Genomic DNA, 16,794 nt, shown 5'->3' with positions numbered 1-16,794 from the left:
CCTGACTTAAAAGTCAGGTTTCATTACTTATTTATTTAAAATGTGGTACGCAATCAAACCATCAATTGGTCTGCGAAGTGCGTTACCGATTTTGATATCATATTTGGCTAAAATGGCTTCCAATTCGTCTTTAAGATAAAACGCTATCGAACCTACAAAATGTACTGGAACTTCTTTACAATTATCATATTGCATGATGTAGTTTTTAGTAAACGACTTCAATTCTTTCTTAATGATTTTCTTGCAATATTCGCTGTCTTTATGCTTAATAATGAATTTTGCAAATGTCGCTAAATACGCATTCGGATTGGCTTCTTTATATAAATTGGCTTTGATATAATCGGCATCTAAATTGTATTCTTCTTCAAATTCTTTAGCTAATTCTTTAGGCATTTTATTAAAATAATAACCTCTAATTAAATGACGACCAAAACGATTTCCCGATCCATCATCCATAGCGATATAACCTAAAGACTGTACTTTTTGATGCAATACTTTTCCGTCGAAGAAACTACAGTTAGAACCAGTTCCTAAAATACAAACAATGGCTTGTTGATCTTTAGGAGTTGTTGCATAAACAGCAGCATACGTATCTTCATGAACAGAGATAATAGCATTAGAAAAATAGTTTTGAAAAACTTCGGCTAAGAAATTTTTCATTCTATCGGTTCCGCAACCGGCACCATAAAAGAATAGATGCGTTGCCTTGTCTTTGTTGTGAGAAATATCAAACTTATCATCAAGACGAGCAATTACTTCTTCTTTGTCAAGAACTTCTGGATTTAATCCTAGAGTTTGTGTTGTGAAAAGTACTTTACCGTTATCGTCAATGGCTATCCAATCGGCTTTAGTAGATCCACTATCAACTAATAATTTCATAATTAATATTAGATATTAGATTTCAAATATTAAAAGTAATGAATATTTGAAAATTGTAGGTATATTTTGTTTGTTAGTTTTAAAGTAAAAAAAATCCCGACATTTCAATATATAATAGAAATATCGGGATTAAAGGTATATTATAATTTTGCAATATGTACCGATAAATCGATTAATTTGCTAGAATATCCATATTCGTTATCATACCAAGAAACGATTTTGAAGAACGTAGAATTCAATCCAATTCCAGCTTTAGCATCAACGATAGAAGTTCTTGTATCAGAAATAAAATCTTGAGAAACTACATCATCTTCTGTAAAACCAAGAATTCCTTTCATTTCATTTTCTGATGCTTTTTTCAAAACTGCCATAATTTCTTCATACGAAGTTTCTTTTGACAATTTTACCGTTAAATCTACTACAGAAACATCAATTGTAGGAACACGAAATGACATACCTGTTAATTTTCCGTTTAATTCTGGAATTACTTTTCCAACTGCTTTTGCAGCACCAGTTGAAGATGGAATAATGTTTACACTTGCAGCACGACCACCACGCCAATCTTTTTTAGATGGACCATCGGCAACCATTTGAGTTGAAGTTGAAGCGTGAACCGTTGTCATTAACCCTTCTACGATTCCGAAATTGTCATTGATTACTTTTGCTAATGGCGCTAGACAGTTTGTAGTACAAGAAGCGTTAGAAACTACAGTATCTGTTGCTTTTGCTTCAAGGTGATTTACACCCATAACAAACATTGGTGCATCGGCAGAAGGAGCTGAAATAATTACTTTTTTAGCTCCACCATCGATGTGGTATTTTGCCGTTTCAATTGTTGTAAAAATACCTGTACATTCTGCAACTACATCAACGTCAACATCTTTATCATCCCATTTAATTAATTTAGGGTCTCTTTCTGCTGTTACTCTAATGTATCTGTCGTTTACGTATAATTTACCGTCTTTAACTTCAACTTTTCCTGCAAAACGACCGTGAACTGAATCGTATTTTAATAAATAAGCCAAATGATCTACATCTAATAAATCGTTGATGGCTACTACTTCTACATTATCTCTATTGAATGTTTCTCTAAAAACTATTCTTCCAATTCTTCCGAATCCGTTTATTCCTAATTTTACTTTTGACATGTCTATAAATGTTTGATTCCGCTGGAATCATTTGTTACTATTAATTTTTAAATATTGAAATTGAATTACGTTGTCATAATATCAGAAACTCTTAATAACTCTCTATCAATTTCTGAATGACCTTTAATTGCTTGTTCTAATGGAGTAAGTGCTACTTTATCGTTTATAATTCCGACCATAAAGTTGGACTTTCCTTCTAGAATTGATTCTACAGCTTTCACTCCTAGTCTACTTGCAAGAACTCGGTCGTAGCAAGATGGCGAACCACCGCGTTGCATGTGACCAAGAACCGAAACACGAATATCATATTCTGGGAAATTTTCTTCGATATAATCTTTTAATTCAAATACGTTCTTCCCTATTTTATCACCTTCAGCAATTACAACAATACTTGATGATTTTCCGGATGCTTTACTTCTGCGTAATGATTCTAAAAGTCGCTCCAAACCTAAATCCTCTTCTGGAATAAGAATTTCTTCCGCTCCAGCGCCAATTCCGGCATTTAATGCAATATGACCAGCATCTCTTCCCATAACTTCAACTAAGAAAAGTCGGTTGTGTGAACTTGCAGTATCTCTAATTTTATCGATGCAATCTACCACAGTATTTAATGCAGTATCAAATCCTAAAGTGTGGCTTGTACCAAAAATATCGTTATCAATAGTACCTGGAATTCCCATCACAGGATAACCAAATTCGTTATTGAAAACTTCAGCACCAGTAAAACTACCATCACCGCCAATAACTACTAAGGCATCTATTCCTGCATCAACTAAATTTTCGTGCGCTTTTTTACGACCTTCAACAGTCATAAATTCTTTAGATCGAGCCGATTTTAATATTGTTCCGCCTTTGTTTACTATATTGTTTACAGAACGCGGACCCATTTCTTTAAAATCACCTTCAATCATACCTTGATAACCTCTGTAAATCCCGACGCATTCAATGTTATGATACGCACAGGTTCTAACAACAGATCTAATAGCTGCATTCATACCCGGAGAATCTCCTCCAGAAGTAAGCACACCTATTTTTTTTATCGTTTTTGACATATTTTTATGTTTTAAAATGTAAATTTAGCAAAGAATAAGCACATAAAATGTATGATTTTTACTGATTTGATAAAATCAATGAAATTCAAACGTTTTCGTTGATAAGTTTCTAATTTGTTAAAAAGAAATAATTAAGAATTATCCAGCAGTTTGATAATTCTAGTCTTCGTGAGGGATTGCCTCTTTGTTTGGAGTAGGATTTTGTTCGGGTTTCTTTTTACCTTCTTTATTATCATTCATTTGGATATAGTCTGGTAACGGTGAAGAATCATCCACTTCTAGATTGGCTTTCTTTTCTACTTCGATTTTCTTTTTTGTGAAAATTTTTCTAATTAATTCACTAAAAGTATCGAAATCAACTTCATAGTTCATACCAATTCCTTGTGTATATCCAACACCTTGACCAATATAATTGATGTCATTTTCACGATTAAATACTCTAAGATTTAATGTTCCATCATCATTTACTCTGTATTGCAATTCAAAGTTACCCACAACAGCCGTTTCTGAAATTCCTCCTGTTGGTACACCCACTTTTCCGTTTAGTGTAATTCTTTCGTTTATTTTGGTAGAAAGTGATACTCCAAATCGTCCATCAGATTCATATCCTGGCGTATTATCGGCTTGAACGTAATCAAAACCCAATTGCAGTTTCGCACCATCCTCGTTAAACAAATCACTGAATAAAACCCCAGCTTTTTCAAATAGGTTATTGGTTAATTGCGATTGACTTAATCCATCCTGACTTAAAAATCCACCTGTAGAAAGTAAATATAAGGCTTGCGTTTGACGTGTATCTTTATCATCAAGTTTAGTCTGAATTTCAGATTTCATTACCGACGAAAGCGTTGGGAAATTGATATTGAAATCAGGTTCTGGATTTTTAATCGTTCCTTTTACACCGATGGTAACTTCGACATCCATTTTTCTATTAAAAGAAGCATTTTCAATTAAAACTGCGGGATTCGTTTGCGTTTTGTAAATTGCCTCTAGATCTAAAATAGCTCTATAAGGATCACCATCCCAAACGATACTACTATTTTGTTTCACTTGAAATGTCTTATCGATTAAACCTCCGTATTTAAAATTATACGAACCTTTATCAACCACAAAGTCACCATACATTAAAAATTTACCCAAAGTATTGATTCTAAAAAGCAATCCACCTTCACCACTGCCTTTCATTCCATGACCTGAATCTCTATCTAATATTACTTCAATATTGGCTACAGGTGTGATTTTGAAATCGAAGTTCATTTCTAATCCTTTGTAATTCTTTTGCTGAATTACTTTCCCTGTTGTTTTATTATTTTTCTCTGCTTCGGTAACAAAATGAATGTATTCACTATTTCCAACAGATGCTGCATCATTTATTGGAATCTTAATATCAGTTCCTGCTTCAGATTCGGCAGACACATCAATGACTAAACCATCAGTTGGACCAGAAATTTCAGCACTTCCATTGATAAATGCTGTTCCGTAATAAGCGGCATCTTCATTATCTTTAGTATCTAAAGCCAATAATCGTTTAGAATCTATATTGAGATCTAATTCCCAATCACCAAACTGTTTATGCTTAATAAACCCTTGCAGATTTCCTTCCGTATCGTATTTAGAATCAATAATTTTAGTTTTCTGAATGATGAATTTATCTCTAGTTACATCTACAATAGTATTCGAAATAATATTATAATCAACATTCAAATACGGAATTGTTAATCCGGCATCATCAACAAAAAGACGTCCGTTGTAGTCTATATTATTGATGTTTCCATCGATTCTGGCGTTTCCAGAGGCAAAACCTCTTATATTTTTAATGACTTCACCTCCAAGATTACTCAAAACTCCTAAATTAAACTTTTGAAATTTTAAATCTAAATCCAAAATGGTTTCTTTGTTTACAATTGCCAAACTTCCATCGGCATTGAAGGAATCAAAATTTTCATTTTCAATAACTGAATTTATATTGAATTTAGAGAAATTGGTATCGCCTTCAATATTCAAACTCATATTTCCCAATTCGTTATCATTAACAAATAAATCGGAAATTTCTAATGATGCTGTAGGTTGATACACATCGTTCGATTGCTTGAGAAATACTTCACCATTTACATTTCCATCAAATTTAAATTTGGCGACATCGGGCGTAATTTTATTTAAATTTACATCATGAAATGTGAGTTCTAAATCTTTATTTTGAGTTCCGTTAATGAATCCATTGAGTTTAAGTGACTGATCGCCATTGGAAACAATGATATCTTCAAAGGAAAAATTCTTAAAATCTTTGTCGAAAACAATTTTGTTCTTATCATTTTCTTGTTCGTTTAAATACCACATAAAATCCTTAAACATCATCTCTGATTTGCTAAAACCAATAATGTTTTTGTTTTCACTATTTATGGTATGATACAAGTTTAAGTTATAATAATCGTTTCCTTTTGCACCACCTTTAAACTCGGTTCTAAAACTTAAAGTATCCTTGGAAGTGACATTGATTAATGAAAAATCTCTTATTTTATAATATTTAGATTTTATACTATCCATTTGAACATAAGTATTGTACAACGGATTTTTATTGTCGATTTCTACGGCTACTTTATCTAATTCGATATTAAATGCTCGGATAGAATCACTTTCAAAATTAAATTTAAAGTCATTTTTATCCGAATTTATGCTTCCATACATATTGGAATTTGGAGCAATTGTCACATCTGGACTGATAATTTCAACAATTTTATTAAAATCTTTGAAATTAAATTTCATGTATTGATTACCTTTAACCTTGTTAGGTTTGTAATTGGTATATAAACTTCCGAGTGAATTTTGAAGCATTTTTGGAACTTGATTCAAGTCGAATTTTCCAACTACTTCTCCATCAATTCCATCAGGAGATTTTAGGGTTATTTTACGCTCATTATTAGAATCAAAAGATGAATTTATCAATAATGAATCAAAGAAATATAATTCTTTTTTATTTTGATAGGATGCATTGGTAAGCGCAATTTCTCCTTTTAAATTGTTAATAGAACTACCACGAACTTTCATAACAATATCACCTCTAAAAACAGAGATTGAATCTTTAGTAAAGTTTAATTTGTTGAGGTTTATATAATCAACTTTTGCGTTGAAATCATAAACACTTTCGCGTTTACTCAAATCTACTACACCATCAAAGTCTAAAAATATATTGGGATCGTTTACGTTCACTTTCCCTTTAAAATAAGGCTTTTTAAAACTTCCGTCTGCTATAATATTTTTATAATTATATCCATTGTAATCAACAGAAGTCACTTCGCCAGAAAATTTTGTATCTAAATATTTTTCTGTAAACCCTTTCCCATCAACATCAACATTCATGGTAACTTTTCCAACATCAGTTCTACCAATAAATGTTCCTAAATCAAAATTATTCAAAACTATATTGCCCGAATACGATGCATTATCAATATTATCTAGATTTGTCATTACCAATTGTGAAGTAACATTACCCAATTTTGTATCTAAAATAAAATCAGCATCAATAGATTTAGTTGTGATTTCGGCATCACCTACAAGATTAAATTTGCCAAATTTCTTTAGTGAACTAGGCAGTTTTTTTCCTAAAACATTTGGTAACAAGGTCGTTAAGTCGTCATAACTTGAAGCAATCTTATCAAACGAACCTTTCATGTAGAACTCGCCTTTTCCAGCTTTTGCAAATAAGTTTCTGAAATTTACATCTCCTTTTATTTCTGATTTATTAGTATCGACTAATTGTAAATTCTTGGCTGTAAAATTATTTAACGTTCCATCAATTTTTCCTTTCAAAGAAAACACTTGATTTTTCCCTAATTCATCATAGAAATAACGAATGTCGTTGGATGCAATTTTAGCAGAATCTGTTTTTACATCAAAAATTACTTTGTTATTAAAATCGGCAAAATCCTTACGGTCATATTTCAATATTACTTTACCAGAAAAATTAGATTCCTTGGTATTAAAAACCAATTCTTCTAAACGGATATTTTTCTTGGTGTAAGTAAATTTAGATTTTAGATTTTCTACAAAAAGCCCGCGATGATCTCTAAACGACATTTTTTCGATATTCGTAGTTACATCTGGTCCGTGAATTTTAAAGTTGGTAATAGTCGCATTTAACTCCGTAAAATCAACATCTTTTGGGTTGGCACGATTTTCATCAATTAGAATAAATCGGCTGTTGGTAAGCGTAACTTTTTCAGAAGTCATTAAAAACTTTTTACCCGATGATTTCTTTCCGTCGTCAAATGCGGCAATAAATTTATCAAGATTCGTATCTCTTTCACCTTTGTAGGTTTTAATGTTGAGTGTTAAATCGTCGGCATTTAATTTTCCGAAAAGCAAATCGCCGTCAAGAAGTTTTTTTACATTTAAAATACTAGTATTAATTCGTTTAGCATAAATTAAAGTGTCTTTTCTAACATCTTTAACCATCACTTTTTTAAGCTGAACATCGCCAAAAATCGTTATTTCTACCTGCTCAACATTAATATCAGTTCCGTATTGTTCGTTAATATCGTCTGTTACATAATTGGCAATTTCTGTTTGAACAACAGGCAAAGAAAGCGCAATACCGAGAGTCAACAAAAGTAGAATGAGTACAAGAAGTGTACGTAAAACTATCTTTCTAAACTTTTTGAAACGTGTATTTGCTTTTTTTTCTTCCAAAATTTATTTGAGTATGAATAACAAACCTAAAATGGTTATTTTTGCACACGTTGTAAAAATAATCGTTTTATGGCGGTTTATCAAATTTAATTCAAAAATTGTGCCCAATGTCTTACAAAGATGTTTTTATTTTAGCTATAGAAAGTTCTTGCGATGATACTGCAGCGTCTGTTTTACAAAACGACAAAGTATTGTCAAATGTTGTTGCAGGACAAAAAATTCATGAAGAATACGGTGGTGTTGTTCCTGAATTGGCTTCGCGAGCGCATCAGCAAAATATTGTTCCTGTGATAGATATGGCTTTGAAAAGAGCAAATATTGCTAAAAGTCAACTTAGTGCTATTGCTTTTACTCAAGGTCCGGGATTGATGGGTTCGCTATTAGTTGGAACTTCCTTTGCGAAATCATTATCTATGGCATTGAATATTCCGTTGATAGCTGTAAATCACATGCATGCTCATATTTTGGCACATTTTATTGATGAAGAAGGATTTGATAAACCCGAATTTCCATTTTTAGCCCTAACTATTTCTGGCGGACATACTCAAATTGTTAAAGTAAACGACTTTTTCAACATGGAAATTATCGGAGAAACTACTGATGATGCCGTCGGAGAAGCCTTTGATAAATCAGCAAAAATAATGGGATTGCCCTATCCTGGTGGACCATTAATTGATAAATTTGCAAAAGAAGGAAATCCTAAAGCTTACCAATTTACAAAGCCAAAAGTTCCTGGATTGAATTTTAGTTTCTCTGGATTGAAGACTCAGATTTTATATTTTATTCAGAAAAATGTTGCTGAAAATCCGAATTTTATCGAAGAAAATAAAGCCGATATTTGTGCGTCCATTCAACATACCATTATTGAAATTTTGATGGATAAATTGAAAATGGCTGTTGCCGAAACTGGAATCAAACAAATTGCAATTGGCGGTGGCGTTTCTGCAAATTCTGGAATTAGACAAACATTGAAAGATGCAGAAAATAAGTATGGATGGAAAACATTTGTACCTAAATTTGAATACACAACCGACAACGCTGCAATGATTGGAATTGTGGGTTATCAAAAATATTTAAATCAAAAATTTAATGATGCTTCTGTTGTTTCAAAAGCACGAATAGAATTCTAAAAACCATGCAATTATTCTACAATCCGAATATAAATAATACCGAAACTTCTTTTGTATTTGACAAAGAAGAAAGCAAACACATTATTAAAGTATTGCGTAAGAAAGAAAGCGATATTTTATTTGTAACTAATGGTTTAGGCTTTTTATTTAAAACCGAAATTGCATTAGCATCTGATTCAAAATGCACCGTAAATATTCTGTCATTTGATAAGCAAGACGAACCAAAATTCAACTTACATTTAGTAGTTGCTCCAACCAAAATGAACGAACGTTATGAATGGTTTTTAGAGAAAGCTACCGAAATTGGAGTTCAAGAAATCACGCCAATTATCTGCGAACATTCAGAAAGAAAAATTATAAAAACCGATCGATTTCAAAAAATAATTGAATCGGCAATGAAGCAATCGTTGCATTATTATTTGCCCAAATTTAACGAACCTATTTTATACAAAGACTTTTTAAAAAAGGAAATTAACGGACAAAAATTCATTGCACATTGCGAAGAAACCGATAAAAAATCATTGAAAAACAAATTAAAAACCAATACCAATTATACAATTTTAATTGGACCGGAAGGCGATTTTTCTGTTAAAGAAATCCAATTGGCCTTGGACAATAATTATATTCCTGTATCTTTGGGAAACACTCGATTGCGAACAGAAACAGCAGCAGTTGTGGCTTGTCACAGTGTGGTTTATGCAAATGAATAATTTTATGAAAAAACTTTTTAGTTTACTTATTTTAATTTCTTTTAGTGGATTTTCTCAAGAAATTGCTTTGTTAAAATACAATGGTGGTGGCGATTGGTATGCAAATCCTACTTCGTTACCAAATCTTATTAAATATAGTAATCAAAATATTAATACTAGAATAAAAGCAAAACCAGCAACGGTTGAGCCAAGTAGTCCTGATTTATTTTCATATCCTTTCGTACACATGACTGGCCATGGAAATGTTGTTTTCAGTGATTCTGATATTTCAAATTTGAGAAATTATTTGCTTTCAGGTGGATTTCTTCACATTGACGATAATTATGGTATGGATGAATTTATCAGAAAAGAAATCAAAAAAATATTCCCCAATAACAATTTAGTAGAAATTCCAGCCAATCATAAAATTTTTCAAACTCCAAATATTTTCGCTGGCGGATTACCTAAAATCCACGAACATGATGGTAAACGACCTCAAGCTTTTGGAATTTTTGAAAACAACCGATTAATTTTACTTTACACTTATGAAAGCGATCTTGGCGACGGTTGGGAAGATCCCGAAGTCAATAACGATCCGAGAGAAGTTAGAGAAAAAGCTTTGAAAATGGGAGCTAATATTTTGAGTTACATTTTTAATAATTAATCGCTTTGTAGTTATAATTCTACAAAATCATCCTTTTCAACGATTATTCATGAAATTAGCAGAAATTTATTTTTTTATGCAATAATTTTGTTATAAAATTGTTACATATTAACTAAACCAAATTAATTTTTATGAAAAAAATCATTTTATCAGTATCACTTCTTGTGATGTTATTTTCATGTCAAAGTGAAGATGATACAAACGCAAACACAGATGCTTCAAGCAAAGTTGCTCACAGAGGTTGTGCTTCTCATGACGTTCTTGAAGAACAGTTGAGACAAAATCCTGAGTTGGCATTAAACATGAATGAAATTGAAGAATTTACTAATAATGCAATTGCTCAAGGCAGATTAGTGAACGGCAAAATTGAAATTCCTGTAGTTGTAAATGTTTTATACAAAACGGCTGCCGAAAACATTTCTTTGGCACAAATTCAATCACAAATTAATATTTTAAATCAAGATTTTAATGCTACAAATCCTGATTACAACTCAGTTCCAGCACTTTTCTCTGGTGTAAAAGCGAATGTTGGAATTACATTTGTATTAGATGCTGTTAACAGAAAGTCTACTACTAAAAAATCATGGGGAACCAATAATGCCATGAAAAAAACAGCTCAAGGCGGAATTGCTCCTACTTCTCCAACGACAAAATTAAATCTTTGGATTTGTACAATTGGTGGTGGAATTTTAGGTTATGCTCAATTTCCTGGTGGAGCTTCTGCTACCGATGGTGTAGTTTGTGACTCACGCTATGTTGGAAATACTGGAACTGCTACTGCTCCATTCAACAAAGGTAGAACTGCAACTCACGAAGTTGGTCACTGGATGAATTTACGTCACATTTGGGGTGATGCTACTTGTGGAAGCGATTTAGTATCCGATACTCCAACTCACAATACAGCAAATTACGGAATTCCTGCCTATCCACATTACAGCACTTGTACTGGAACTCCAGTAGAAATGACAATGAATTACATGGATTATACTGATGATGCTGGTATGTATATGTTCTCACAAGGACAAAAATCTAGAATGGCAGCAATTTTTGTTTCTGGAGGGCCACGTTTTTCTTTCGGTCAACCATAATACCAACTTATTATAGTTTTAAAACTCGTTACCTTTGTAACGAGTTTTTTTTTATCTTAGCCCAAACGAAATACATATGATTACTTCAAAAATTATAGCAAACGGAATTTTAAAAGCGATCGGATTTTTAGCATTAATCTTTATTCTACTTTACTTTTTGTACCAAATACAAAGTGTAATAATCTATCTTGTTGTTGCAATAATCTTGTCGATGATTGCTAACCCTATTGTGGAGTTTTTGAGAAGAAGATTTAAATTTTCTAATACTCTTGCAGTCGCCGCTACACTAGTTTTGTTCATTTTATTTATAGTAGGATTGTTTTCGATGTTTGTTCCATTAATTACCTCACAAGGAAATAATTTATCACTATTAGACACCAAAGCAATTGAAGAACGATTAATAAGTTTGTACAATCAATTGAGTACATATTTAGAAAGTCACAATTTAGATATTGATAAAATAACTCAAGAAGCTAATTTAACTTCGAAATTTAAATTTAATTATTTCACCGATTTTTTTAATTCGATAATTGGAACAATCAGTAGTTTCGGAATTGGATTAGTTACGGTATTTTTCATCTGTTTCTTCTTTTTAAAAGATAAAGTACAATTTATTGTGGGTGTAAAAAAAATATTACCAAACGAACATGAAGAAAAAATTCTAAATTCGATTGAAAAAATCCGTGGATTATTGACACGTTATTTCGTTGGTTTAATAATTCAATTGACTATAATTTTTATTTTATACCTAATTGTTTTATTAATTTTTGGAGTTGAAAACGCACTAGTAATAGCTTTTTTATGTGCCATTTTAAACATTATTCCATATGTTGGACCTTTAATTGCATCGGTTTTAGCAGGAGTTTTAACTATGTTGAGCAATATTGGTAGTGATTTTCAAACTGTAATTCTTCCAACAACCATATATGTCTCTTTAGGATTTATTATCGTTCAAATTATTGATAATAACTTTTCTTCGCCAATAATTTTTTCAAAAAGCGTAAATTCTCATCCGCTTGAAATATTTTTGGTAATACTAATTATCGGAACCCTTTTTGGAATCACTGGAATGATAGTTGCTGTGCCACTTTATACGATTTTGAAAGTAATTGGGAAAGAATTTGTACCCGATAATAAAATCATCAAAATCCTTACTAAAGACATTTAATTCTCGAAACAATTTAATGAATATCGCCGCACTTTTAAATCCACAAATTCAAAATTATATTCTTGAAAAAAACAATTCTGATGTTTCAAAGTTGGCTTTTCAAAATAATCCTTTTCCAGAAATTGATTTTAAGATTGTATTGAATCAAATTGAGTGTCGAACTAAATCTAAGGACAAACTTCCTACTTGGTTTACAACTAAAAACATTATTTATCCAAGTAAAATTTCTGTCGAACAAACTTCATCAGAAACTACAGCAAAATATAAATCAGAACTCATATCAGGCGAAAATTTAATTGATTTATCTGGCGGATTTGGAGTTGACGATTACTATTTTTCGAAAAAAATAAATCAAGTTATTCATTGTGAAATCAATGCTGATTTGTCTAAAATTGTTGCACACAATATGGAACAATTATCAGTTTCAAATGTTATTTGTATTGAAGGCGATAGTCGTGAAACTTTGTTAAACCTTAATAGAAAATTCGATTGGATTTACGTAGATCCATCACGCAGAAATGATTTAAAAGGAAAAGTTTTTATGCTAAAAGATTGTTTGCCCAACGTTCCCGATGAGCAAGAATTTTATTATAATTTTTCAGATAATATTTTAATAAAAACTGCTCCAATATTAGATATAACTTCAGGTATTTCTGAACTTAAAAATGTAAAAACAATTCATATTGTAGCCGTTGAAAACGAAGTTAAAGAATTGTTATGGGAAATTGAAAAGCATTACAATGATGCAATTTCTATAAAAACAATAAATTTTAATAAAGAAAAAATTGATGGTTTTGAATTCAAATTTAACTCTGAAGCTTTCTCCAAATATAGTTTACCAAAGAAATATTTGTACGAGCCCAATAGTGCCATTATGAAATCGGGTGGATTTACAGAAATTGGAAATTATTACTCATTAGATAAGCTACATCAACATTCCCATCTTTACACTTCAGATGATTTGATTGAATTTCCTGGGAGAGTTTTTGAAATAGATAAAATAATTTCCTATTCTAAATCTGATTTAAAATTATATTTAGAAAATACAAAGGCTAATATTACAACCCGAAATTTTGTTGATACAGTAGAAATAATTCGAAAGAAATGGAAAATAAAAGATGGCGGAAACAACTATTGTTTTTTCACAACTGATAAAAATGACAATAAAATAGTGTTAATTTGCACCAAAATAAATTTATAATGAAAAAGTTACTTTTGATAATTGTTATGTTTTTGAATTTCAGTGCTTTTGCTCAAAAAGAATGTGAATATGATAGTGATTTCACAGATAGTATTGGCACATACAAATCTACAAAAGAATATATAATACATGAAAGATATTTTGGAAATAATAAAGCTACACTGCTTTTATCATTAATAAATGCAGAAGGATTACTTTCTGTAAATGTTCAAATAATTAAAAAAAACAGTGAGTTTATTCCGGCTAAGTGCTTCAATAAAAATTCAAAAATATATTTACAATTAGAAAATGGAAAAGTGATAACTTTAGTTGCAATTGAGCAAGAATCTTGTGGTGAAGCAATAAGTAATCCAACCGAAAACATAAGAGTTTTAAGTGGATATTTTCTATTTATGAAAGAAGGATTTGAAGATTTAAAAAAATCACCAATGAATTTAATTAGAATAAAATTTGCAGGAGAAACAGAAGATTTTATAATAAAATCGGAACTAAAATCGGAACTTAATCAAAACAACTATTATCCTCAAAATTATTTTATTAACTACCTAAAATGTATAGAATAAACTAGTTACAATCCCATTTAAAATTAGCTAAATTGTCTTTACTACTTTCGTTTAAGTTGTAATGCCACCATTCTGAATTAAGTGGTTTAAAATTATTTTTAATCATTATTTCCTTCAGAAATACTCTGTTTTTTCTTATTTTCTTAGAAAAATCAGCATAATTATGACTTGCTTCTGGTCCGAAAAAATCAAAAGTAGTTCCCATATCCAATTCATTTCCGTTTTCATCTACTAAAGTCAAATCTACAGCTCCACCTCTATTGTGAATCGAACCTCTTTTGGGATCGGCTACATAATCAGGATTTGGAACCAACTCAAACATTTTCTTCTGAATATCTAATGGTCTATAACAATCGAAAATTTTAATTCTATAACCTTTAGATAAAAACTCATTATTGGCATTAATCAAACTTTTAATAGTTTTTAATCGCAAATAGCAATCATCACAATCGTACACTTTCTTTTTCAAAAAATTATCTTCTGTGGCATATTTCATATCAAATATAAAATTGCTACTAAAATTCTTAAGTTTTACAAAAGTAGTATCATTAATTCCTTCATAAAGAGCAATGGAATTTCCGTCAAGATAATTGTTTTTTAAAGCGGTTTTGTTGCCATTCAAAATAGATTCTGTTGATTTGCAACCAATAAGTAGAAGATTTATAAAAAATAAAAAACAGATTTTCTTAAACATTGTAATGGAATTTATTATTCATTGACAATTTACGGAATTTCTATAAAACAAAAAAACCTTCTTTAAAAAGAAGGTTTATCTTGTGATCCCAGAAGGATTCGAACCTTCGACCTACTGCTTAGAAGGCAGTTGCTCTATCCAGCTGAGCTATGGAACCAAAATAAGTTTTTTCAAAAAACTCAAAAAAAGTCGGGGTGGCAGGATTCGAACCTGCGGCCTCCTGCTCCCAAAGCAGGCGCGATAACCGGGCTACGCTACACCCCGAAAACAAAAAAAGCGGAGAGTAAGGGATTCGAACCCTTGGTACAGTTTCCCATACGCATGTTTAGCAAACATGTCCTTTCGGCCACTCAGGCAACTCTCCAAAATTCAATATATAATGATAAGAACTTTTCTCTTTAAGCGGTTGCAAATGTAACGTAACATTATAATATTTCCAACATTTTAAACTCTTTTTTTTGATAAAATTCATGCATTTTAATGAATTACTTAAAAATCAAATATATAGAAATTAATATTTTAATAATATTGAATTAATAAACGAATATCTTTTAATGTAAAATGAATTTTCCCTAAAAAATAGTAAATTTGCAGGACAAACTAACAAACGAATCCCAAAATTGGGAAAATATAAAATATTATGAGTAAAAAAATTGTAATTGTTTCTGCAGTAAGAACTCCAATTGGAAGTTTTATGGGTGCTTTATCTACAGTTCCTGCTCCACATCTTGGTGCGGCTGCAATAAAAGGTGCATTGAGTAAAATTAATTTAGACCCTAAATTAGTTGATGAAGTATACATGGGAAATGTAGTTCAGGCTGGTGTTGGTCAAGCTCCGGCAAGACAAGCGGCGATATATGCAGGATTATCTAATGATGTAATTTGTACAACGGTAAATAAAGTATGTGCTTCTGGAATGAAATCTATCATGTTTGGAGCACAGGCAATTATGGCTGGCGATGCTGAAATAGTTGTAGCGGGTGGAATGGAAAACATGAGTTTGATTCCTCATTATGTTCACCTGAGAAATGGTGTGAAATTTGGTCCAACATCAATGCAAGACGGAATGCAAAAAGACGGACTAGTTGATGCCTACGACAACAACGCTATGGGAGTTGCTGCTGACCTTTGTGCTTCTGAATACAAAATTACACGTGAACAACAAGATGCTTTCGCAATTCAATCGTATGAGCGTTCTGCAAAAGCTTGGGAAGCTGGAAATTTCGATTCAGAAATTGTTCCAGTTGCTGTTCCACAGAGAAAAGGTGATCCAATAATGGTTACTAAAGATGAAGAATTTACTAATGTAAAATTAGATAAAATCCCAACTCTTAATGCCGTTTTCACAAAAGAAGGAACAGTTACTGCTGCAAATGCTTCTACAATTAATGATGGCGCTGCTGCTGTAATCTTGATGAGTGAAGAAAAAGCAATTTCGATGGGATTAAAACCGTTGGCTTACATCAAATCTTATGCAGATGCAGCTCAAGAACCAAAATGGTTTACAACTTCACCTGCAAAAGCATTACCAAAAGCATTAGACAAAGCAGGATTATCTCTTTCTGATGTAGATTTTTTCGAATTTAATGAAGCTTTTTCTGTTGTTGGTTTAGCCAATGCTCAAATATTAGGATTAGCAAACGATAAAATAAATGTAAATGGAGGCGCAGTTTCTTTGGGACATCCACTAGGTTGCTCTGGAGCACGAATTGTGGTAACGCTAATCAATGTATTACAACAAAATAACGCCAAAATTGGTGCTGCTGCAATCTGTAATGGTGGCGGTGGCGCTTCTGCAATTGTAATAGAAAAAGCCTAATCAAAATTTTATA

At 31.5% G+C, this 16,794-nt stretch carries 13 protein-coding genes and 3 tRNA genes; 8 read left to right on the top strand and 8 right to left on the bottom strand.

Features of this window, described 5'->3' with window-relative positions; genetic code table 11:
• Window positions 1-27: 27 nt before the first annotated feature.
• The 4 genes from LG45_RS10070 to LG45_RS10055 form a co-directional block, all read right to left on the bottom strand.
• Entirely contained in the window at window positions 28-879 is an 852-nt protein-coding gene (locus LG45_RS10070; RefSeq protein ID WP_035126829.1) for a BadF/BadG/BcrA/BcrD ATPase family protein, read from the bottom strand.
• A 140-nt stretch (window positions 880-1,019) separates the two neighbouring features.
• The gene (gap, locus tag LG45_RS10065; protein WP_035126827.1) at window positions 1,020-2,027 is read right to left on the bottom strand and encodes a type I glyceraldehyde-3-phosphate dehydrogenase; all 1,008 of its coding nucleotides are present in this window, start codon (window positions 2,025-2,027) and stop codon (window positions 1,020-1,022) included.
• Between the two features lie 65 nt (window positions 2,028-2,092).
• The gene (pfkA, locus tag LG45_RS10060; RefSeq protein WP_035126826.1) at window positions 2,093-3,079 is read right to left on the bottom strand and encodes a 6-phosphofructokinase; all 987 of its coding nucleotides are present in this window, start codon (window positions 3,077-3,079) and stop codon (window positions 2,093-2,095) included.
• Between the two features lie 159 nt (window positions 3,080-3,238).
• The gene (locus LG45_RS10055; protein WP_240471866.1) at window positions 3,239-7,765 is read right to left on the bottom strand and encodes a translocation/assembly module TamB domain-containing protein; all 4,527 of its coding nucleotides are present in this window, start codon (window positions 7,763-7,765) and stop codon (window positions 3,239-3,241) included.
• Between the two features lie 107 nt (window positions 7,766-7,872).
• On the opposite strand from LG45_RS10055, the gene tsaD reads away from it, so the two are divergent.
• From tsaD to LG45_RS10020, 7 genes are all read left to right on the top strand, one after another.
• Window positions 7,873-8,895, top strand: coding sequence for a tRNA (adenosine(37)-N6)-threonylcarbamoyltransferase complex transferase subunit TsaD (gene tsaD, locus LG45_RS10050; protein ID WP_035126824.1), 1,023 nt, complete (start codon window positions 7,873-7,875; stop codon window positions 8,893-8,895).
• A gap of 5 nt (window positions 8,896-8,900) precedes the next feature.
• Entirely contained in the window at window positions 8,901-9,605 is a 705-nt protein-coding gene (locus tag LG45_RS10045; RefSeq protein ID WP_035126822.1) for a 16S rRNA (uracil(1498)-N(3))-methyltransferase, read from the top strand.
• Between the two features lie 4 nt (window positions 9,606-9,609).
• Window positions 9,610-10,248, top strand: coding sequence for a DUF4159 domain-containing protein (locus tag LG45_RS10040; protein ID WP_035127468.1), 639 nt, complete (start codon window positions 9,610-9,612; stop codon window positions 10,246-10,248).
• 131 nt (window positions 10,249-10,379) lie between these two features.
• Entirely contained in the window at window positions 10,380-11,336 is a 957-nt protein-coding gene (locus LG45_RS10035; protein ID WP_035126819.1) for a zinc metalloprotease, read from the top strand.
• A gap of 76 nt (window positions 11,337-11,412) precedes the next feature.
• The gene (locus tag LG45_RS10030; RefSeq protein ID WP_035126817.1) at window positions 11,413-12,504 is read left to right on the top strand and encodes an AI-2E family transporter; all 1,092 of its coding nucleotides are present in this window, start codon (window positions 11,413-11,415) and stop codon (window positions 12,502-12,504) included.
• 16 nt (window positions 12,505-12,520) lie between these two features.
• Window positions 12,521-13,705, top strand: coding sequence for a THUMP-like domain-containing protein (locus LG45_RS10025; RefSeq protein WP_035126815.1), 1,185 nt, complete (start codon window positions 12,521-12,523; stop codon window positions 13,703-13,705).
• Window positions 13,705-14,268, top strand: coding sequence for a hypothetical protein (locus LG45_RS10020; protein ID WP_035126814.1), 564 nt, complete (start codon window positions 13,705-13,707; stop codon window positions 14,266-14,268). Before LG45_RS10025 ends, LG45_RS10020 begins: the two co-directional genes overlap by 1 nt.
• A 1-nt stretch (window position 14,269) precedes the next feature.
• Here LG45_RS10020 and LG45_RS10015 read toward each other — a convergent pair whose 3' ends face one another.
• The 4 genes from LG45_RS10015 to LG45_RS10000 form a co-directional block, all read right to left on the bottom strand.
• On the bottom strand, window positions 14,270-14,962 hold the full coding sequence (locus LG45_RS10015) for a M15 family metallopeptidase (protein ID WP_035126812.1): 693 nt from the start codon (window positions 14,960-14,962) through the stop codon (window positions 14,270-14,272).
• 83 nt (window positions 14,963-15,045) lie between these two features.
• A tRNA-Arg gene (locus LG45_RS10010) sits at window positions 15,046-15,119 on the bottom strand.
• A 32-nt stretch (window positions 15,120-15,151) separates the two neighbouring features.
• Window positions 15,152-15,226 (bottom strand) — tRNA-Pro (locus LG45_RS10005).
• Between the two features lie 13 nt (window positions 15,227-15,239).
• Window positions 15,240-15,326 (bottom strand) — tRNA-Ser (locus LG45_RS10000).
• Window positions 15,327-15,602: 276 nt separating this feature from the next.
• On the opposite strand from LG45_RS10000, the gene LG45_RS09995 reads away from it, so the two are divergent.
• Window positions 15,603-16,781 carry an acetyl-CoA C-acyltransferase gene (locus LG45_RS09995; protein ID WP_035126810.1) on the top strand — a complete coding sequence of 393 codons (1,179 nt, stop codon included), beginning with the start codon at window positions 15,603-15,605 and terminating at the stop codon, window positions 16,779-16,781.
• Window positions 16,782-16,794 lie beyond the last annotated feature (13 nt).

This window comes from Flavobacterium aquatile LMG 4008 = ATCC 11947, assembly GCF_000757385.1.
Classification (GTDB): Bacteria; Bacteroidota; Bacteroidia; order Flavobacteriales; family Flavobacteriaceae; genus Flavobacterium; species Flavobacterium aquatile.
This window is presented reverse-complemented; position numbering and strand designations above follow the sequence as displayed.

What these genes read in the sequence shown, in the direction of transcription:
- gap (WP_035126827.1), bottom strand. Translation starts at nt 2,027, where the DNA reads ATGTCAAAAGTAAAATTAGGAATAAACGGATTCGGAAGAATTGGAAGA.
- LG45_RS10070 (WP_035126829.1), bottom strand. Translation starts at nt 879, where the DNA reads ATGAAATTATTAGTTGATAGTGGATCTACTAAAGCCGATTGGATAGCC.
- LG45_RS10015 (WP_035126812.1), bottom strand. Translation starts at nt 14,962, where the DNA reads ATGTTTAAGAAAATCTGTTTTTTATTTTTTATAAATCTTCTACTTATT.
- LG45_RS10025 (WP_035126815.1), top strand. Translation starts at nt 12,521, where the DNA reads ATGAATATCGCCGCACTTTTAAATCCACAAATTCAAAATTATATTCTT.
- LG45_RS09995 (WP_035126810.1), top strand. Translation starts at nt 15,603, where the DNA reads ATGAGTAAAAAAATTGTAATTGTTTCTGCAGTAAGAACTCCAATTGGA.
- tsaD (WP_035126824.1), top strand. Translation starts at nt 7,873, where the DNA reads ATGTCTTACAAAGATGTTTTTATTTTAGCTATAGAAAGTTCTTGCGAT.
- LG45_RS10045 (WP_035126822.1), top strand. Translation starts at nt 8,901, where the DNA reads ATGCAATTATTCTACAATCCGAATATAAATAATACCGAAACTTCTTTT.
- pfkA (WP_035126826.1), bottom strand. Translation starts at nt 3,079, where the DNA reads ATGTCAAAAACGATAAAAAAAATAGGTGTGCTTACTTCTGGAGGAGAT.
- LG45_RS10035 (WP_035126819.1), top strand. Translation starts at nt 10,380, where the DNA reads ATGAAAAAAATCATTTTATCAGTATCACTTCTTGTGATGTTATTTTCA.
- LG45_RS10040 (WP_035127468.1), top strand. Translation starts at nt 9,610, where the DNA reads ATGAAAAAACTTTTTAGTTTACTTATTTTAATTTCTTTTAGTGGATTT.
- LG45_RS10030 (WP_035126817.1), top strand. Translation starts at nt 11,413, where the DNA reads ATGATTACTTCAAAAATTATAGCAAACGGAATTTTAAAAGCGATCGGA.
- LG45_RS10020 (WP_035126814.1), top strand. Translation starts at nt 13,705, where the DNA reads ATGAAAAAGTTACTTTTGATAATTGTTATGTTTTTGAATTTCAGTGCT.